At 72.5% G+C, this 17,848-nt stretch carries 18 protein-coding genes; 15 read left to right on the top strand and 3 right to left on the bottom strand.

Annotation, left to right across the window (positions count from 1 at the left end):
* Nucleotides 1–144 precede the first annotated feature (144 nt).
* The 7 genes from QN157_08480 to accC all read left to right on the top strand — a co-directional run bounded on the left by QN157_08480 (nt 145) and on the right by accC (nt 6,284).
* A complete protein-coding gene (locus tag QN157_08480; GenBank protein ID MDR7555628.1) occupies nt 145–1,281 on the top strand; it encodes a membrane dipeptidase in 1,137 nt (378 codons plus the stop codon).
* 401 nt (nt 1,282–1,682) lie between these two features.
* The gene (locus QN157_08475; GenBank protein ID MDR7555627.1) at nt 1,683–1,853 is read left to right on the top strand and encodes a hypothetical protein; all 171 of its coding nucleotides are present in this window, start codon (nt 1,683–1,685) and stop codon (nt 1,851–1,853) included.
* 91 nt (nt 1,854–1,944) lie between these two features.
* A complete protein-coding gene (locus QN157_08470; GenBank protein ID MDR7555626.1) occupies nt 1,945–2,229 on the top strand; it encodes a hypothetical protein in 285 nt (94 codons plus the stop codon).
* Between the two features lie 287 nt (nt 2,230–2,516).
* Nucleotides 2,517–3,434 (top strand): acetyl-CoA carboxylase, carboxyltransferase subunit beta, encoded by a 918-nt coding sequence (gene accD, locus QN157_08465; GenBank protein ID MDR7555625.1) that lies wholly within the window; start codon nt 2,517–2,519, stop codon nt 3,432–3,434.
* Nucleotides 3,435–3,493: 59 nt separating this feature from the next.
* Nucleotides 3,494–4,423, top strand: a complete 930-nt coding sequence (locus tag QN157_08460) for an acetyl-CoA carboxylase carboxyltransferase subunit alpha (protein ID MDR7555624.1) — start codon at nt 3,494–3,496, stop codon at nt 4,421–4,423.
* A complete protein-coding gene (accB, locus tag QN157_08455) occupies nt 4,420–4,932 on the top strand; it encodes an acetyl-CoA carboxylase biotin carboxyl carrier protein (GenBank protein ID MDR7555623.1) in 513 nt (170 codons plus the stop codon). Before QN157_08460 ends, accB begins: the two co-directional genes overlap by 4 nt.
* Nucleotides 4,932–6,284, top strand: a complete 1,353-nt coding sequence (gene accC / locus QN157_08450; protein ID MDR7555622.1) for an acetyl-CoA carboxylase biotin carboxylase subunit — start codon at nt 4,932–4,934, stop codon at nt 6,282–6,284. The genes accB and accC overlap by 1 nt, the downstream gene beginning before the upstream one ends.
* A 146-nt stretch (nt 6,285–6,430) precedes the next feature.
* Here the strand turns inward: accC and QN157_08445 are convergent, their stop codons facing one another.
* Nucleotides 6,431–7,378, bottom strand: a complete 948-nt coding sequence (locus tag QN157_08445; GenBank protein MDR7555621.1) for an ROK family protein — start codon at nt 7,376–7,378, stop codon at nt 6,431–6,433.
* Between the two features lie 279 nt (nt 7,379–7,657).
* On the opposite strand from QN157_08445, the gene QN157_08440 reads away from it, so the two are divergent.
* Nucleotides 7,658–8,563: an SPFH domain-containing protein gene (locus QN157_08440; protein MDR7555620.1), complete on the top strand. Its 906-nt coding sequence runs from the start codon at nt 7,658–7,660 to the stop codon at nt 8,561–8,563.
* A 263-nt stretch (nt 8,564–8,826) separates the two neighbouring features.
* Here the strand turns inward: QN157_08440 and ugpC are convergent, their stop codons facing one another.
* Together ugpC and QN157_08430 are read right to left on the bottom strand one after the other, a co-directional pair.
* Nucleotides 8,827–9,927 carry a sn-glycerol-3-phosphate ABC transporter ATP-binding protein UgpC gene (gene ugpC, locus QN157_08435; GenBank protein ID MDR7555619.1) on the bottom strand — a complete coding sequence of 367 codons (1,101 nt, stop codon included), beginning with the start codon at nt 9,925–9,927 and terminating at the stop codon, nt 8,827–8,829.
* 45 nt (nt 9,928–9,972) lie between these two features.
* On the bottom strand, nt 9,973–11,076 hold the full coding sequence (locus QN157_08430; GenBank protein ID MDR7555618.1) for a bifunctional phosphoglucose/phosphomannose isomerase: 1,104 nt from the start codon (nt 11,074–11,076) through the stop codon (nt 9,973–9,975).
* Between the two features lie 165 nt (nt 11,077–11,241).
* Here QN157_08430 and QN157_08425 point away from each other — a divergent pair, with 165 nt between their 5' ends.
* The 7 genes from QN157_08425 (at nt 11,242) to arsM (ending at nt 17,659) form a co-directional block, all read left to right on the top strand.
* A complete protein-coding gene (locus QN157_08425; GenBank protein ID MDR7555617.1) occupies nt 11,242–11,574 on the top strand; it encodes a hypothetical protein in 333 nt (110 codons plus the stop codon).
* A 46-nt stretch (nt 11,575–11,620) separates the two neighbouring features.
* Nucleotides 11,621–12,544, top strand: coding sequence for an NAD-dependent epimerase/dehydratase family protein (locus QN157_08420; protein MDR7555616.1), 924 nt, complete (start codon nt 11,621–11,623; stop codon nt 12,542–12,544).
* Nucleotides 12,545–12,721: 177 nt separating this feature from the next.
* On the top strand, nt 12,722–14,440 hold the full coding sequence (locus QN157_08415) for a DUF1957 domain-containing protein (protein ID MDR7555615.1): 1,719 nt from the start codon (nt 12,722–12,724) through the stop codon (nt 14,438–14,440).
* Nucleotides 14,437–15,672: a glucose-1-phosphate adenylyltransferase gene (glgC, locus tag QN157_08410; protein MDR7555614.1), complete on the top strand. Its 1,236-nt coding sequence runs from the start codon at nt 14,437–14,439 to the stop codon at nt 15,670–15,672. Before QN157_08415 ends, glgC begins: the two co-directional genes overlap by 4 nt.
* A 54-nt stretch (nt 15,673–15,726) precedes the next feature.
* Nucleotides 15,727–16,074 (top strand): metalloregulator ArsR/SmtB family transcription factor, encoded by a 348-nt coding sequence (locus QN157_08405; GenBank protein MDR7555613.1) that lies wholly within the window; start codon nt 15,727–15,729, stop codon nt 16,072–16,074.
* A 176-nt stretch (nt 16,075–16,250) separates the two neighbouring features.
* Nucleotides 16,251–16,754 carry an arsenic resistance N-acetyltransferase ArsN2 gene (gene arsN2, locus QN157_08400; protein ID MDR7555612.1) on the top strand — a complete coding sequence of 168 codons (504 nt, stop codon included), beginning with the start codon at nt 16,251–16,253 and terminating at the stop codon, nt 16,752–16,754.
* Nucleotides 16,751–17,659, top strand: coding sequence for an arsenite methyltransferase (gene arsM, locus QN157_08395; GenBank protein MDR7555611.1), 909 nt, complete (start codon nt 16,751–16,753; stop codon nt 17,657–17,659). The genes arsN2 and arsM overlap by 4 nt, the downstream gene beginning before the upstream one ends.
* Nucleotides 17,660–17,848: the final 189 nt, after the last annotated feature.

Genomic DNA, 17,848 nt, shown 5'->3' with positions numbered 1-17,848 from the left:
CCGTGGGGGTCGTACGGCGCGCGCGAACGGTCGTTGCAGTACCGCGCCGGTCGCCATGGCGGCGCAGGACCCCTGATCCGGCAGGGACGGGGCCGGCCAAGCGGAACTCCTTCCGTCGACACCACGCGCACACGAGGAGCACCCATGTTCACGCTGACCGCCGCACAGGAGGCGCGCGCCGCCGCCCTCCACCGGGAAGCCCTGGTCATCGACACGCTGTCCAGTGAGCCCTCGGTGTTCTCGCCCGCGATGCTGGCTCGCCTCGACGAGCTGGCCGCGCGGCAGACGCCGCTACCTGACATCCTCGACGAACTGGATCGCATGGCCACCGAGGCCCTGGTCGCCGATCAGCTGCCCGAGTACTGGGCCTGGTGGGACGCGAGCGGGGTCGACGTCATCAGCGCCACCCAGGGTGCCTTCGGCCGCATCCCCTTCAGCTACGAGGCGGCGCTCCGCGACCTGGCGCGCATCACGCGCAAGTTCGACGGCTGCGACCGCCTGCTGAAGGTCACCCGCGCTGCCGACATCGAGCGCGCCAAGGCCGAGGGCCGCCGCGGGATCATCCTCAACTTCCAGAACACCACGGCGATCGGACAGGACCTGAGCCTGCTGGACTTCTTCTACGACCTGGGCGTGCGCATCGTGCAGCTCACCTACAACGCCCAGAACTTCGTGGGCGCCGGGTGCACCGAGCGCCACGACGGCGGCCTCACCCACTTCGGCCTGCGCCTCGTCCGCCACATGAACGCCCGGGGCATTCTGATCGACCTGTCCCACTGCGGCCTGCGCACCACCCTGGAGGCGATCGAGGCCTCCCAGCGCCCCGTCGCCATCACCCACGCCTTCTCGCGGGAGCTCAGCCCGCACGACCGGGGCAAGACCGACGAGATCCTCCGGGCGCTGGCCGCGCGCGACGGCTACTTCGGCGTGCTGGTCGTGCCGTTCTTCATCACCGCGGAGCCCACGGCCACCCTCCACCACTTCCTGGCCCACGTCGAGCGCGCGGTGGAGGTCATGGGGATCGACCACGTGGGCATCGGCACCGACTGGGGCGCGGTGTTTCCGCAGCCCCTGGAGGCGCTGCTGGACGCCGAAATGGCGCGGTTTGGCTTCCGTCCCGAGCACCGCACCAGCTGGGGCGCACGGGTCGAGGGCTACCAGTCGTGGCGGGACTGGCCCAACCTGACCCGCGCGCTGGTGTGGGCGGGCTACTCCGACAACGAGATCATCAAGCTGCTGGGCGCCAACTTCCTGCGGATCTTCCGCGACGTCGTGGGATAGGGCGGGACGCCCGCGGGGAACAGCTACGATCCCAGGCACCGGGGGGCCCTGGGGACTGCCGGGGGTTGCTCAGCCCTCGCGCCGGTTGTAGGATAGCACCCAATCAGCGTCCGAGCGGATCGCTGGCTGGGACGGCGCTCGTTCGGTAGCAAACGAACCCACGAAAGGAGGGCAGCGCTCCTCGCCCGACCTTGGCTCCGAACATCAACCCACGCGCCGGCATCAGCGGCCTGGGACCCCGGGGGGAAAGGCGATGCTCTACATGGTAGAGACTTGGGCCACGATCGAAAGCGGCGACACCATCGATAGCGGCGACGGGCCGGGGGCCGTTCTTTGCGAAGATCGTAGATCGTTTCCGACCTCAGGCGATCTACGGGACCCCCACGAGATGAGGTCTCTTCATGGTGGTCGAGCTCAATAGTCCCGCCCACATCGCAGAACTCATGTACGCACTGACCTGGTTTACTGGAAACGAACCGAAATTCACGCCGATCATGCCGCCCGAGACCTACATGGAGGCGATCGGGAAGGCCAAGAAGATCGTTTCTCCGATCCCGAGGACCCGATCCTGAACGTTCGATGGGTGGACTCGCACGGTCCGAACGGCAGAGCCGGAGCGGAATGCCATCCGTCGGCTTCTTGGCCTGTTCGGACAAACGTCTGATGGAGGTGATCGCAATGCCGGTGGTCATTACAGGTGATGTCCCAGGCCAAACGCCCGAAGGCTATGAACAGACCATCCGCGCCCTTGGCGAGGCGCTCAAGGAGGCTCCCGGCTTCATCATGCACTTTGGACACCCGATCGAGGGCGGTTGGCGGGTCGTCGAGGTGTGGGAGTCATCCAAGGCGGCAAGTGAGTGGTTCGCCAAGTACGTCCGCCCGAATCTCCCCCCCGACATCAAACCTCAGCGGCACGTCCAGGAGTTGCACACGCTGATCAGGAAGTGACGGGGCGCGGGGCGCCCCGCAAGCGCTTGCTGCTGGCGGCGCACCCATACTGACCGCGTCACGGTCAGGTGCCGCGCCGCGGCCACCAACGTGACGACGCGCGGCGCCTGAGCCCGCCGAGCAGGGTGCGTATCGTCCGGCATTATCCAGCTCCGGGCGGCGCGGCTGGTTGTGGAGGAACTGCACGTGCTCCGACATCATCCACCACCGGGCGGCGCAGGGTATAATGGTATGGTTCTCGCGGGCGCGTGTGCGCCCGCCGATCCGTACCAGCCACCGAGGCGCACATGCTGCACTGGCTGCGCCGCCCGAAGTACACCTCCACCGAACGGCGCGACCTCCCGGCCGGGCTGTGGACGAAGTGTCCCCGGTGCGGCGCCGTTACCTACACCAAGGACCTGGAACGCAACCTCAAGGTCTGCCCGACCTGCGGGTACCACCACCGCCTCGCCGCGCCCGAACGCCTGGCCCAGGTGCTCGATGCAGGCTCGTTCCAGGAGACCGACGCCGGGTTGACCAGCGGCGATCCCCTGCGGTTCGACGGGTACGCGGCCAAGCTCGCCGAGGCCCGGCGGGCCACGGGCCGTCCTGAGGCGGCCCTGACCGGCTTTGGCACCATCGACGGCTACCGGATCGCGGTCGGCGCGCTGGACTTCTTCTTCATGGGCGGCTCGATGGGCTCGGTGGTGGGCGAGAAGATCGCGCGCCTGGCCGAGCGCGCAGTCGACGCGCGGGTGCCCCTGGTGACGTTTGCGGCGTCAGGGGGCGCGCGCATGCAGGAGGGCGCGCTGTCGCTGATGCAGCTGGCCAAGACCAGTGCGGCGGTGGGGCGTGTCCATGACGCGCGGCTCCCCTACATCTCGGTGCTGTGCGACCCCACCACCGGCGGCGTGACCGCCAGCTTCGCGTTCCTGGGCGACGTGATCCTGGCCGAGCCGGGCGCGCTGATCGGCTTCGCGGGCCGCCGGGTGATCGAGCAGACGATCCGCCGCAAGCTGCCCGCGCAGTTCCAGACGGCCGAGTTCTGTCTGGAGCACGGGCTGATCGACCTGGTGGTCCCACGAGCGCAGCTGCGGGAGACGCTGCGCAGGTTGCTGCGCTACTTCGGCGCGCCCCGCGTGGAGGCTGCTGCCGCGGCGTCGGAAGGCGCACGGACGGAAGGCGCGGGAGCGGGGGACGCGGGGCCGGGAGGCGCGGGACCGTGAAGGTCCTACCCGAGCGCGACCGCCAAGCCGAGGAGCGGGCAGCCGCGCTCGAAGCGCAGTTGGGCGAGGTGACGCGCGAGCTCGCGCAGCACCGCCAGCGCGCGGCGCAGACAGGACCGCCGGCGCCCGACCTGGTGGAGGCCCTGGAAGCGCGCGCCGCTGCGCTGCGCGAAGAGCTGGCCGCGCTGCGCACGCCCTGGCAGGCCGTGGCCCTGGCGCGCCACCCCCAGCGGCCCAAGGCGCACGAGTTCCTGGCGGCGCTGGTCGACGACTTCACCGAACTGCACGGCGACCGCGCGTTCCGGGACGACCCGGCGCTTGTCTGCGGCCTCGGCTGGTTCGAGGGGCGCCCGGTGGCGGCCATCGCGCCGCACAAGGGCCGCGACACCCGGGAGAACCTGGCCCACAACTTCGGCATGCCCTACCCCGAGGGCTACCGCAAGGCCCTGCGGGTGATGAAGCTCGCCGAGAAGTTCGGGTACCCGGTCCTGAGCTTCGTCGACACGCCGGCGGCGTACCCGGGCGATGCCGCCGAAGAGCGTGGCCAGGCCGAGGCCATCGCGCGCAACATCATGGAGATGACCCGGCTGCGGGTGCCCATCGTGGTGACGGTCACGGGCGAGGGCGGCAGCGGCGGCGCGCTGGCCATCGCCGTGGGCGATGCGGTGCTGATGCTCGAGCACGCCATCTACACCGTCATCCCGCCGGAAGGCTGCGCGGCCATCCTCTGGCACGACGCGACCCGGGCGCGCGAGGCCGCCGGTGCCCTGCGGCTGGTGGCCGCGGACCTGCTGGCCCTCGAGGTCGTGGACGAGGTCGTCCCGGAACCTCCGGGCGGCGCGCACACCGACCCGGCGCGGGCGGTCGACGCGGTGCGCGCCGCGGTGCGCCGGCACCTGGCGACCCTGGACGGCCTCCCGGTCGACGAGCTCGTGCGCCGGCGGTATGCCAAGTACCGGCGCATGGGCTATTATGAGGAGCGACCATGACCGACCGCATCGACTTCGAGCAGGTCCGCGAGGTGGTGCGCATCGCCACCGAGGGCGGCGTGGCGGAACTGGAGGTGGCCATCCCCTCGCTCAAGGTGCGCGTGCGCACCGGTGCGGGCCAGCCGGTGGTGCACGCCGACGCCGGGGCGGCCGGCAGCGCAGCGAGCCCCGGGGCCGTTGCGGCGACCGCCGGCACGCCCACTGCCACGCCCGCCGGCGCCACCGGCCCGGCCGCCGAGGATCACCTGGTGCCCATCGTCGCGCCCATGGTGGGCACGTTCTACCGTGCGCCGGCTCCGGACGCGCCGCCCTTCGTCAAGGAAGGCGACCACGTGACGCCCGGGCAGGTGGTCTGCATCATCGAGGCGATGAAGCTCTTCAACGAGATCCAGGCCGAGGTCGGCGGCCGCCTCGCCCGCGTGCTGGTGGACAACGCCAGCCCCGTCGAGTACGGCCAGCCCCTCTTCCTCATCGAACCTGCCCTCGAGCCCACCGCCCGGGGCCGGTGATGTTCCGCAAGGTCCTGGTCGCGAACCGCGGCGAGATCGCGGTACGGGTCATCCGCGCCTGTCGCGAACTGGGCATCCGCACCGTCGCCGTCTACTCCGAGGCGGACCGCGGCGCCTTGCACGTGAAGCTGGCCGACGAGGCGTTCTGCATCGGCCCGGCGTCCAGCGCCGGCTCCTACCTCAACATCCCCAACATCATGAGCACCGCCGAGCTGACCGGGGCGGATGCCATCCACCCGGGCTACGGCTTCCTCGCCGAGAACCCGCGGTTTGCGGAGATCGTGGCCGACCACAAGATCGTCTGGATCGGTCCGCCGGCGCGGGCCATCGAGGCCATGGGCCACAAGTCGGCGGCCCGGGCGCTCATGCACCGCCACGGCGTGCCGATCGTCCCCGGCAGCCCCGGGCCCGTGGCGTCCGAACGCGAGGCGCTGGAGATCGCGCGCCAGACTGGCTTCCCCCTGATCATCAAGGCCGCAGCCGGCGGCGGCGGGCGGGGCATGCGGGTGGTGCACACGGCGCAGGAGCTGGCCGCCGCCCTGCAGACGGCGCGGCGGGAAGCCGAAGCCGCCTTCGGCAACGGCGAGGTCTACATCGAGAAGTACCTCGGCGAGCCGCGGCACGTGGAGGTACAGATCCTGGCCGACGCCCACGGCCACGTGGTGCACCTGGGCGCGCGCGACTGCTCGGTCCAGCGGCGCCACCAGAAGCTCATCGAGGAGTCGCCGCCGCCGCGGCTGCGCGAGCGCACGCTGGCGGCGCTGGCACGGGCCGCCGTGCGGGCCGCGCAGGCCATCGGCTACGTCAACGCCGGCACCGTCGAGTTCCTGGTGGACGAGCACGAGAACATCTACTTCATGGAGATGAACACCCGCATCCAGGTCGAGCACCCCGTGACCGAGATGGTCACCGGCCTGGACCTGGTCAAGGAGCAGATCCGCATCGCCGCCGGCGAGCGGCTGGCGCTGGCGCAGCGCGACGTCGAGATCCGCGGCTGGGCGATCGAGTGCCGGATCAACGCCGAGGACCCCCGCCACGACTTCCGCCCCTCGCCGGGCCCGCTGACGCAGTTCATCCCGCCCGGGGGGCCGGGGATCCGGGTGGACACCCACTGTTTCCCCGGCTACGTGGTGCCGCCGTACTACGACTCGCTGCTGGCCAAGGTCATCGCCTGGGGCCGCGACCGCGACGAGGCCATCGCGCGCATGCGGCGGGCGCTGCTGGAGTTCGAGATCGGCGGGGTGCGCACCACCATCCCCTTCCACCTGGCCGTGCTCGACAACGCCTTCTTCCGCCGGGGCGAGGTGTACACGAACTTCGTCCAGCGGCGTATCGACCTGAGCGCGCTGTAGGGGCGCCCGACGGCCGCCGACGCCGTGGGGACCGTACGTCGAGGAGCATCTGCGAGATTGCTCCCACAACGTCCTGTGGATTCCCCGACGGCAGCCGACGCCGTGGGGTCCGCGCGTCCAGGGCAGTCGGCGCGGCGCCCACGACGCTAGGCGAGGCGCTGGCGTGCCGCGGCGACAGCCCCCAGCGCACCCGCATCCGCCCCAAGGGCCGCCGGCACGATGCGGACCGCCGCCGCAGGCCGCGCGAAGGCCTCGGCGTCCACGATGCGGCGCACCGGAGCCAGCAGCAGGTCGCCGGCACGGGCCACGCCGCCGCCGATGATGACCATGGCGGGGTTGAGCAGGTTGACCAGGTTCGCCACGGCCAGCCCCAGGTAGCGGGCCGCGCGGGCGAAGACCTCGCGCGCGAGCGGATCGCCTTCGACCGCCGCCCGGGCCACCGCGTGCGCGTCCAGCTCCTCGGCCGCCACCGCCGAGAGGACCGAGGGCCGGCCGGCCTCCAGCGCGGCGCGGGCCGCGCGCGCGATGGCGGGCCCCGAGGCCACCGCTTCCAGGCATCCCTGCCGGCCGCAGGCGCAGCGCGGGCCGTCGGGGACGATCACCATGTGGCCGACCTCACCGGCGCAGCCCGAGGTGCCGGTGTAGAGCTGGCCGCGCAGGATGAGCCCGCCGCCGATGCCGGTGCCCACCGTGATGTAGAGCAGGTCGTCGACGCCGCGCCCGGCCCCGACCCAGTGTTCGCCCAGCGCCGCCGCGTTGGCGTCGTTCTCGACGGCCACGGGCACCTCCAGCCGGGCGCGCAGCAGGTCGGCCAGCGGCACGTCGCCCCAGCCAGGGAGGTTGGGCGGGCTGAACACCGTGCCGGTGACGGGATCGGCGGGGCCGGGCGCGCCGACCCCGGCGGCGCGCACGGCCCCGCGGGGTAGGCCTGCCGCTTCGAGGGCCTGCTGGGCGGTGGCGGCGATGGCCTCGACCACCGCGGCCGGCCCGGTCTGCGGCGTGGGCGCCCGCACGCGGGCTGCCACTTGGCCGGTCTCGTCTACGACCGCCGTCAGGATCTTCGTCCCGCCCAAGTCCACGCCCAGGTACCACATCGCCGCTCCCCTCTTCGGGCCGTATCCCCCGGCCCCCTGGTCGGCGCCCGACGGCGTTACGCTCCCTTCCCGCGGCCCGGGGCAGGGGGCCAGCAGCGTGCCGTCCGCTCGGGAGCCCTCGGGAGTGCCCAGGCGCCGGCGCGCCGCTACGATCCCGACGACCAGGCGGCGAGCCGCGCGTCGTCCTACTGGGAGTGCTGCCCGCACAGCGCCCGACGCAGGAAGACCCTGCCAGCAGCCAGAACTATGGTGGCGCCCCAGGCCGCCAGGAGGTGGCGCATGCCAGACATCGTGGGACTGCTGACGTACGCCGCGGCCGTCGTCATCGTCGGCCTGATGATCCTCAACGCGGCCATCAAGATCGTCCGCGAGTACCAGCGGCTCGTGGTCTTCCGGCTGGGCCGCAGCATCGGCCGCAAGGGCCCGGGCATCGTCTTCCTCATCCCCATCGTCGACCGCGCCGTCTGGGTGGACCTGCGCGAGCAGTTCATCGAGATCCCCTCCCAGACATGCATCACCCGCGACAACGCGCCCATCAACATCGACTTCCTCATCTACTACAAGGTGGTCGACCCCGAGAGCTCGGTCATCCAGGTGGCCGACTTCGCGGGCGCGGCCCGCGGTGTGGCCACCACCACCCTGCGCGCGGTCATCGGCGACATCATCCTCGACGACGTGCTGGCCCGGCGCGAGCAGATCAACCAGGTACTGCGCGCCAAGCTCGACGAGGTGACCGAGCGCTGGGGCGTGAAGGTCACCACCGTCGAGATCCGCGAGATCCTGCCGCCCAAGGACGTGCAGGAGGCGATGACCCGGCAGATGTCGGCGGAGCGCACGCGCCGTGCGGTGGTCACCGAGGCCGACGGGAAGCGCGAGGCGGCCATCAAGGTGGCCGAGGGCGAGAAGCAGGCGGCGATCCTGCGCGCGGAGGGCGACCGTCAGGCGGCGATCCTGCGGGCCGAGGGGTTCGCGCTGGCGCTGGACACGATCTTCAAGGTGGCGCAGACCGTGGACGCCAAGACCATGGCCCTCCAGTACCTGGAGACCCTCAAGGCGCTGGGCGCAAGCCCGGCCACCAAGTTCATCTTCCCGCTGGAGTTCACCAAGTTGCTCGGACCGCTGGGCGACATGGCCGGTGCGGCGTTGGGGAGCGAGCGCAGCGAGCGACGGCCGGCGGCGGGCTAGGACAGCCTGCTGTCACCCGCAGTGCTGGGAGCGCTGCAGCGGGCCGATCGTCGTGTCTCCGTGATGACCGGCCCGCACCCGTGGAGCCGGTGCCGGACGCTGCTGCGGCGCTACGGCTGCAACGTCTTGGGCTGGGGGCAGGCGCGCACCGCCGCGGCCGCCCCGGGCACCGCGCGACGCTCGCGACTGCCCGCGTCGGATGACGGCGTGCGGCACTGCGCATGCTGCGCCGCGCGGTGGCGCGCGGCGCACCACCGCCCGCGTCAGATGATGGCCTGGTGGGTCTGCGGGTCGAACAGGTGCAGCTTGCGCATGTTGAAGACGACCTCGGTGGCCTGGCCCATCTTGGCCTCACTGTGGGCGTCGACGCGCGCCACGATGGAGTGGGGCCCGACGCTCAGGTAGAGGATCACGTCGGATCCCAGGGGCTCGTGGACGTCGACCGTGGCCTTCAGCACCCACCCCGGGTGGGCGTCGCGGGCGAAGGCCCGGTCCTGGATATCTTCGGGCCGGATGCCGAAGATGACCTCGCGGCCCACCCAGTCCCTGGCCAGCGCCGCGATGTCCGGCGGCACCTCCATGGCGAACGCGTCGGCGTCGAGCACGGTGGCCCCGTCGCGGGCCACCAGGCGCGCCGGGATGAAGTTCATGGCGGGGCTGCCGATGAAGCCCGCCACGAACATGTTGGCCGGCTTCTCGTAGAGGTTGAGCGGGCTGTCGACCTGCTGGATCACACCGTCGCGCATCACCACGATCACGTCGCCCATGGTCATGGCCTCGACCTGGTCGTGGGTCACGTAGACCGTGGTGGTCTGCAGCCGCGCCTGGAGCTTCTTGATCTCGGCCCGGGTCTGCACGCGCAGCTTGGCGTCGAGGTTGGACAGGGGCTCGTCCATGAGGAAGACCTGCGGCTCGCGGACGATGGCGCGCCCCAGGGCCACCCGCTGGCGCTGCCCGCCCGAGAGCTGCTTGGGCTTGCGGTCCAGCAGCTGCTCGATGCCCAGCAGGGCCGCAGCTTCCTTCACGCGCCGGTCGATCTCGGCCCGGGGGTAGCGCCGCAACCGCAACCCGAACGCCATGTTGTCGTAGACCGACATGTGCGGGTACAGCGCGTAGTTCTGGAACACCATGGCGATGTCGCGGTCCTTGGGGGCCACGTCGTTGACGAGCCGGTCGCCGATGTAGATGTTGCCGGCGGTGGCCTCCTCCAGGCCGGCGATCAGCCGCAGCGCCGTGGTCTTGCCGCACCCGGACGGGCCCACCAGCACCGTGAACTGCTTGTCGGGGATCTCGAGGGTGACGTTGTTGACCGCCGTCACGTTCCCGAACTTCTTGGTCACGCCCTCCAGGAACACCCGCGCCATGATCGCCTCCGCTCCCTGTGCTGCCCGCCCCGGCGCGCAGTTGCGCTACAGGGCACTGGTTCCCTGCGACGGCAGCGCTTCCTGCACCTGCTGTTTCACCGCCGCGATCGCCGCGATGGGCGTGGGGTCCACCCCCCGCGCCAGCGCGGCGTACACGCTCACGAAGTCGCCGAGCAGTACCAGAGAGAACACCCGCGCCAGGCGGCCTGTGCCCTGCGTCCACACCTCGTCCACCTGGCCGGCCCGCCGGGCCAGCAGCGCGCGCACTGCGCCGATCTCGCGCGCCGCGCGCACGCCGTCCTCGGCGTCCCTGAGCACCACCACGGCGGCTTCCGCAGGCGGCGCCTGCCACCCCTCTATTTCATTATGACTCGCCTCGGGGAAGCGATTCCAGACCGCAAAGCGCTTGGCGTTCTCGTTGAGCTGGGTCTTCCACCGGTAGGCCACCGGGGCCAGGCCAGGGGTGGCCGCGTAGACCACCGGGAGCGCCCGGGACAGCCGGGTGGCGAGCTGCTTGGCCAGGTTGCCCGCTGTGGGGGCCGACGGGCCCCACTCGGTGGCCAGCCGGCCCAGGAGCTCGGCGGCCTCCCGCACGTCGGCATCGCCAATGGGGGTCAGCCCCAAGTGGTGCGCGAGACGGACCATCGGCAGGAACAGCAGGGGGAGGGCCGCCCGGGGCGGCAGGCCGGGCCGGACCGCCACCACGGGGACGCCAGCGGCGCGCGCCCGCGCGGCCAGGGCACCCCCGGAGGTGACCGCCACCACCGCCGCCTGGCGACGGGTCGCGTCGTCGAAGGCGGCCAGGGTCTCCTCGGTGTTACCGGAGTACGAACACGCAATCACCAGCGCGTCGCGGTCGACGCAGGCCGGCAGCGCGGTGGCCTTCACGACGAGGACGGGCACCGGGCTGGTCGGCGCAAGGAGCGCCTCGAGCAGGTCGCCGCCGATCCCCGAGCCGCCCAGGCCCGCGACGACCACCACGCGGGGTGCACGGAGGTGCGGTGCAGCCGCCGCACCCACCTCCCAGCCCTCCAGCACCATGGGCCCCAGGCCCTCCACCAGTGCCAGCATGCCGGCGGGATCGCCGCGTCGAAGCGCCGTCGGATCGTCCAGGTCGATCATCGGCGCACCACCGTCCTCGACCACCATCCGCCTCGAGCCCTCCGTCCTGCCAGCGTCAGCAAGCGTCCTGTCCGTGTCAGCAAGGAGTCGCCCGCCGCAGGCGACGACCTGCACCAGGCACGGGCCTCCGTCCTTCCCCCCGACCGGCAAGAGGGACCGGCCGTCGCAGCGCGAACCCTTTCCGCCGCGTACATGTCTCCGATCGAGCGCACACGTCTCAGCGGCACCGACCTCCGCCACCTCCTGCAGTTGCGCCGCCGGCTGCGCGACGAGATCGTGGCGATCCCGCGGGACCTGCTGCGGGAGGTGCTCTACGCTCTGGAGCAGACCCGCCGGTGGCGCTACCAGCCCTCGCCGCCGCCGTGGGCGCCCGCTGAGATGTCGCGCGGCGAGCTCCTGCGCGAGCTCAAGTGGCGCCTGGACGTCGCCGCGCTGCCCGAGCTGGTGGCTGCCGCTAGGGTGCTCGACCGCATCCAGCAGACGCGCCGGCGCGCACGCTCCTGGGCGCGGGGTCGGCGCCGATGACGGCGCGGCGCCCCTCTTACTCTACCGCACCCGGCGCGGTCCGCCCATGCGCGTCCTGGTAACCGGCGGCGCCGGCTTCATCGGCTCCCACGTGGCCGAGGCGTACCTCGCCCGGGGCGACGAGGTGATCGTCGTCGACTCGCTGGTCGGCGGCCGCCGTGCGTTCGTGCCGGCGGGCGCGCGCTTCTACCAGGTGGACGTCCGTGACCCGGCGCTGCGCGAGGTCTTCGCGCGCGAACGGCCGCAGGTCGTCAACCACCACGCAGCCCAGGCGTCGGTGAGCCTCTCGGTCCGGGACCCGCTCGGCGACGCCGAGGTGAACGTTTTGGGCACGCTGCGGGTCCTGGCGCTGTGCGTCGAGTTCGGCGTCGAGCATCTGATCTTCGCCTCCACCGGCGGCGCGCTGTACGGGGACCCCGAGCGCTTGCCCGCCGACGAGGCGACGCCGGTGCGACCGCTCTCGCCCTACGGGTGCGCCAAGTGGTGTGCCGAGCAGTACATCGCGACCTACGGCCGGCTCCACGGGCTCGCCGCCGTCTGCCTGCGCTACGCCAACGTCTACGGCCCGCGCCAGGACCCGCACGGCGAAGCGGGCGTGGTGGCCATCTTCGCGCGCGCGCTGCTCGACGGTCGGGCGCCGACGATCCACGGCGACGGAGAGCAGACCCGCGACTTCGTCTACGTGGCGGACGTCGTCCGGGCCAACCTGCTGGCCACCGACCGCCGTGCCCGCGGCGCCTTCAACATCGGCACCGCGGTGGCCACCACCGTCAACCAGGTCTACGGCGCGCTGGCCCGGCAGGTGCCGGGGGCCCCACCACCGGTGTACGGCCCGCCGCGGCCGGGTGACGTCCGACACGTGGTGCTGGCGGCGGACGCTGCCCGGACGCACCTGGGATGGACGCCGGCGGTGTCGCTGGAGGAAGGGCTCGCGGCCACCGTCGACTGGTTCCGGGCGCACACGGGGTGACGGTCCAGGTAGCCGAGGGGCCGCGCCCGGTGGCACTGGTTCCGCGCGCAGACGGCGTGACGGGACCGGCAGGCGTGCGGGCGACCAGGGCGCACGGTCTTCGGGACGCCTGCGACGCCGGGCAAGGAGCGGCGGGAGGAGTTCCGCGCCCGAGACGCCAAGTCAGGCGGAGGCGCCATGGCCCCGTCGCGCGGGTACTTCCTCCTGATCCTCCACGCGCATCTGCCGCTGGTCCTGGCTCACGGGCGCTGGCCGCATGGGAGCGAGTGGCTGGCCGAGGTTGTCGTCGGCTGCTACCTGCGGCTGCTGGAGCAGCTCGACGCACTGGCCGCCCGCGGACCCACCACCCCTGTTACCGTCAGCTGCTCGCCGGTGCTGTGCGAGCAACTGGCGCACCCGCAGTGCGCCGCAGAGGTCGAGACGTACCTCGCGCAGCGCCTGGACGCCGTGGCGGCCGATCGCGCCCGGTTCGAGCGCGCCGGCGAGGGCGCGCTGGCAGACCTCACCTACTTCTGGGAAGACGTCTACCGACGGGCGCTGGCGCACCTGCGGCGCCTGGACGGTGACCTGCTCGGCGCGCTGCGGCGGCTGGCGGCGACGGGGGCTGTGGAGCTCATCACCTCGGCGGCCACCCACGGCTACCTGCCGCTGTTGGGGCGCGACGAGTCCATCGACCTCCAGGTGCGCGTGGGAGCCGCCGCCCACGCGCGCCACTTCGGCCAGCCCGCGCGCGGCGCCTGGCTGCCCGAGTGCGGGTACAGACCGCGCTACACGTGGACGCCGCCGGCGGGGCCGCTGCGGGGCCGCGTGCGCCGCCACCGCCGGGGGCTCGAGGAGTTCCTCGCCGCACACGGGCTGGAGTACTTCGTGGCCGACGCCCACCTGCTGCAGGGCGGGGAGGCCCGCACTGCCTATCGCGACTACTACCCCGCGCTGCGCGCCCTGGGCGGCGAGCCTGCGGCGCCGCCCTTTCGCCGCGACCTCACGCCCTACCGCGCCTACCTGGTGGCGTCGCGGGAGGGTGCCGGTGGCGCCGTGGCCCTGTTGCGCGATCCGCAGACCACGATGCAGGTCTGGAGCCGCGACCAGGGCTACCCGGGCGACGGCGCCTACCTCGAGTTCCACAAGCGCCACACGCCCGGTGGCATCCGGTACTGGCGGGTGACCGATCCGCGCGGCGACCTCGGCGCCAAGGAGCGCTACGACCCTGCGGCGGCCCTGGCGCGGGCGCGCGCGCACGCGACGCACTTCGCCGGGCTGGTGGGCGGTGTGCTGGCGGCAGGGCCGGCCCACGCGTTCGAGGGCGCGCTGGTGGTCAACCCCTACGATGCCGAGCTGTTCGGCCACTGGTGGTTCGAGGGGCCGCAGTTCCTGCGGGCGGTGCTGGAGCGGCTGCCCGCCGACGGCGTCACGGTGACCACGCCCGCAGCGGTCCTGGCCCGCCATCCGCCGGCGGAGACGGTCTCGCTCCTGGAGGGCTCGTGGGGCGACGGCGGCGACCACCGGATGTGGCTGAACCCCCAGACCGCCTGGACGTGGGACATGCTCTACGCCGTCGAGGAAGACTTCTGGACGCTGGCCGGCGGCGTGGCGTGGGAGGGACACCCGCTGCTGTCGCGGCTGCTGGCGCAGCTGGCGCGCGAACTGCTGGTGCTGCAGGCCTCCGACTGGCAGTTCCTGATCACCACGGGCGCCGCCCGCAACTACGCCGAGGGCCGCTTCGCCGAGCACTACGCCCACTTCGTGCGTCTCTCCCAGCTCCTGCGGCGCGCGGCCGAAGGGCAGCCGCTCGGCGCCGACGACGAGGCGTTCCTGGCCGCGCGCGAGGTGCAGGACTTCCCCTTCCCCGACGTCGCCGAGCACGTGCGTGCGGCGCGGGAGGTCCGCACCCCGTGATCCGGCGCCCGCGGATCTCGCGCCTGCGGCTGCTGGGCGTGATCCTGGCCGGCGGCCGCGGCGAGCGCCTGCACCCGCTGACCGCCGAACGCAGCAAGCCGGCGGTCCCGTTCGGCGGCAAGTACCGGATCATCGACTTCGTGCTGTCGAACTTCGTGAACTCGGGCATCCACGCCGTCTACGCGCTGGTGCAGTACAAGTCCCAGTCCCTCATCGAGCACCTGCGGATCGGCTGGCGGTTCGGCGGGCTGCCCGATCACTTCGTGATCGCCGTGCCGCCGCAGATGCGCTGGGGCGAGCAGTGGTACCGGGGGACCGCCGACGCCGTCTACCAGAACCTGAACCTGCTGCAGGACTTCAACCCCGACATCGTGGTGATCTTCGGCGCCGACCACATCTACCGCATGGACATCAACCAGATGCTCCTGGCCCACCTGGAGCGCGACGCCCAGGTCACCGTGGCCGCGCTGCCCGTGCCCATCGCCCAGGCCTCGCAGTTCGGCATCATCGAGACCGACGCCGACGGCCGCATCATCGGGTTCGAGGAGAAGCCGGCGCAGCCGGCGCCGATGCCGGGGAACCCGGCGATGGCCCTCTCGTCCATGGGCAACTACATCTTCGACCGGCACCTGCTGGTGGAGGCGCTGGTGGAGGACGCCCGCCGCAGCACCGACCACGACTTCGGCCGGACCATCATCCCCGAGCTGTACCCGCGGGCGCGGGTCTTCGCCTACGACTTCCTCACGAACCAGGTGCCGGGCACCAAGCCCTACGAGGAGCGCGGCTACTGGCGCGACGTGGGCACCCTGGCCGCCTACTGGCAGGCCCACATGGACCTGCTGGGCGCATCGCCCGTCTTCGACCTGGACAACCCCGCCTGGCCCATCCTGACCGCCGCCTACGCCGGACCCGCCGCCCACGTGATCGGTGGGGAGATCGTGGACTCCCTGATCGGCGAGGGCGCCCGCATCGAGCACGCCACCGTGCGGCGGTCGATCGTGGGCCGGGGCGTGCGCATCGAGCCGGGCGCGGTGCTCGACGAGGCGATCGTCATGGACCACACGCGCGTCGGCGCCGGCGCGCACCTGCGGCGGGTGATCGTCGACCGCTACAACACCATCGCCGCGGGCGAGGTCATCGGGCTCGATCCGCGCCGGGACGCCCAGCGCTACTTCGTGGACGCCTCCGGGCTGGTCGTCCTGCCCCGCGGCGCGACCCGGGGGCAGGGATGAGGGGCGTGCCTGCCATGTATTGACAATATTCGATAGATCGCCTACCCTGGGCTCATGACGCCGGCCACGACGCTTACCGCCCGACCGCGCTGCGCGTGCGGCCGCCGCTCCCACGCCGGGGCGCTCGACCATGACGCGCTGGAGGCCCGCGCCGCGGTCCTGACCGCGCTGGGCGATCCCGTGCGCCTGGGCATCGTGGAGCTGCTGGCGGGGCACGACAGGCTGTGTGTCTGCGACATCGTGGAAGCGTTTCCGCTGGGACAGCCCACGATCTCGCACCACCTGCGGGTGCTGCGCGAAGCGGGGCTGGTCGATGTGGAGCGGCGCGGCCACTGGGCGTTCTACGGGCTGCGGCGCGACGCGCTCAAGCGCGTCGCGCAGGACCTGGTGCGCCTGTTGTGAGGGGCCAGCCTCGTCTGCCGGGGCACCGCGGACCCGGGGTGAGGAACGATCCTCGGACGTCCGCGCCGGACGCCCGCGACGCCGTGGATATCGGTCAGGAGGACGAACCGCCGGGCAGCTGGGACCGTGGACGCCCGCTGGGAGGGATGCCCGTGCCAACACCCATGGATCGAAATGTGTCGATCATTGCCCCCGAGGGCGTCGGCGAGGCCCGGTGGACGCTGGCCGCGGCCGGCCCGCAAGACCTCGACGAGATCTGCGCGCTGCTCGCATCCAGCGGCCTGCCCGCCGAAGGTGTGGCCGACCATCTCGACGGCGTCCTGGTGGTCCGCGACGCCGGCCGGCTGGTGGCGACGGCGGGCCTGGAGGACTATGGGGACGCGGGCCTCCTGCGCTCCGTGGCGGTGGCCCCGACGCACCGCGGCCGCGGCCTGGGCCGTGCGCTGGTCGCCGCCCTCCTCGCTCGGGCCCGCGCCCGCGGACACGCCGAGGTGTACCTGCTGACGACCACCGCCGCCGGCTACTTCGCGCGCCTGGGGTTTCGGCCCACGACGCGCGAGGCGGTGCGCCCGTCGGTGCAGCGCTCGGCGGAGTGGCACCTGGCGTGCTGCGCATCGTCGGTCGTGATGGTGCGGCCACTTGGCGAGACATCGCCCGGTGGGGAGGTGACGGGGAAATGACGCAGGGACCGCGGCAGGACACACCGGCAGTCGGGCCGAGGCTGCCCGACGACGCGATCCGGCTCGCGGTGCGCGAGCGCTACGCGCGGCTGGTGGGACGCGGCGGGGCATGCTGCGCCCCCGGCCCGCGCGGCGAGGCCGCGGGGCTGCGGGACGACGCTACTGCGGTGCACGACGGCCCAGCACGGACGGCTGGCTCGGACCGCGCAGCCGACGCGAGCGGCTGCTGCGACGCACCGACCGATGGCAGCTGTGGCGAGACCGCGCTGGCTGCGCCAATGGGCCCCGCGGGTGCGGTGGAACACAGCGCTGCCCTGGCGGAGGTGGCCCGGGAGTCGTTGGGCTGCGGCGCGCCGGTGGAGGCGGCCGACCTCCGGCCGGGCGAGGTCGTGGTCGACCTGGGGAGCGGTGCTGGCCTCGACGTCTTCCTGGCTGCGGGCCGCGTGGGCCCTACAGGCCGCGCCATCGGCGTGGACATGACGCCCGAGATGATCGCGCGGGCGCGGGCGCACGCGGCGCGCCTGGCGGTGAGCAACGCCGAGTTCCGGCTGGGCGAGATCGAACACCTGCCGCTGCCCGATGGGTCCGCCGACGTGGTGATCAGCAACTGCGTGATCAACCTGGTGCCCGACAAGGCGCGCGCCTTCGCCGAGGCCTGCCGCGTGCTCAAGCCCGGCGGGCGGCTGGTGGTGGCGGACATCGTCCGCACTGGCCCGCTCTCCCCGGAGCTGGAGACCATTGACGCGTGGACCGCGTGTCTGGCAGGCGCCATCCCCGAGGGCGACTACCTCGAGGCGCTGCGCCGGGCCGGCTTCACCGAGGTCCGGGTCGTGTCGCGTCGCCCCTACCGGGCTGCCGGGCTGGCCAGCGTCACGGTCCGCGCGACGAAGCCGCGCCTCGCATGACGACGACAATTTGCGCACGGCGCTGACCGCCACCTCACCGACGTGGTGGTCGGAAGCCCCAACGACTCCATGACGCGGAGGCGCGCGGCGGTGGTCGTCCATCCCCCTCACCTGCTGTCCCAGGGGAGCGGCGAGGACTCCATACCGTTGCGGCGTGCGGCTGTGGTGCTGGTCGCCGCGCGAGCCTCG

This window comes from Armatimonadota bacterium (genome assembly GCA_031459855.1).
In the GTDB taxonomy this organism is placed as follows: domain Bacteria; phylum Sysuimicrobiota; class Sysuimicrobiia; order Sysuimicrobiales; family Humicultoraceae; genus Fervidifonticultor; species Fervidifonticultor primus.
Note: the sequence above shows the minus strand (reverse complement) of the source record. Positions and strands in the feature narration are given on the sequence as shown.

Bases quoted from the DNA above. Each gene is read 5' to 3' on its own strand.
- QN157_08425 (MDR7555617.1), top strand. From the start codon at position 11,242: ATGTCTCCGATCGAGCGCACACGTCTCAGCGGCACCGACCTCCGCCAC.
- QN157_08475 (MDR7555627.1), top strand. From the start codon at position 1,683: ATGGTGGTCGAGCTCAATAGTCCCGCCCACATCGCAGAACTCATGTAC.
- QN157_08445 (MDR7555621.1), bottom strand. From the start codon at position 7,378: ATGTGGTACCTGGGCGTGGACTTGGGCGGGACGAAGATCCTGACGGCG.
- QN157_08480 (MDR7555628.1), top strand. From the start codon at position 145: ATGTTCACGCTGACCGCCGCACAGGAGGCGCGCGCCGCCGCCCTCCAC.
- QN157_08415 (MDR7555615.1), top strand. From the start codon at position 12,722: ATGGCCCCGTCGCGCGGGTACTTCCTCCTGATCCTCCACGCGCATCTG.
- QN157_08470 (MDR7555626.1), top strand. From the start codon at position 1,945: ATGGAGGTGATCGCAATGCCGGTGGTCATTACAGGTGATGTCCCAGGC.
- QN157_08405 (MDR7555613.1), top strand. From the start codon at position 15,727: ATGACGCCGGCCACGACGCTTACCGCCCGACCGCGCTGCGCGTGCGGC.
- QN157_08420 (MDR7555616.1), top strand. From the start codon at position 11,621: ATGCGCGTCCTGGTAACCGGCGGCGCCGGCTTCATCGGCTCCCACGTG.
- QN157_08430 (MDR7555618.1), bottom strand. From the start codon at position 11,076: ATGGTGGTCGAGGACGGTGGTGCGCCGATGATCGACCTGGACGATCCG.
- ugpC (MDR7555619.1), bottom strand. From the start codon at position 9,927: ATGGCGCGGGTGTTCCTGGAGGGCGTGACCAAGAAGTTCGGGAACGTG.
- accB (MDR7555623.1), top strand. From the start codon at position 4,420: ATGACCGACCGCATCGACTTCGAGCAGGTCCGCGAGGTGGTGCGCATC.
- accD (MDR7555625.1), top strand. From the start codon at position 2,517: ATGCTGCACTGGCTGCGCCGCCCGAAGTACACCTCCACCGAACGGCGC.
- QN157_08440 (MDR7555620.1), top strand. From the start codon at position 7,658: ATGCCAGACATCGTGGGACTGCTGACGTACGCCGCGGCCGTCGTCATC.
- arsM (MDR7555611.1), top strand. From the start codon at position 16,751: ATGACGCAGGGACCGCGGCAGGACACACCGGCAGTCGGGCCGAGGCTG.
- accC (MDR7555622.1), top strand. From the start codon at position 4,932: ATGTTCCGCAAGGTCCTGGTCGCGAACCGCGGCGAGATCGCGGTACGG.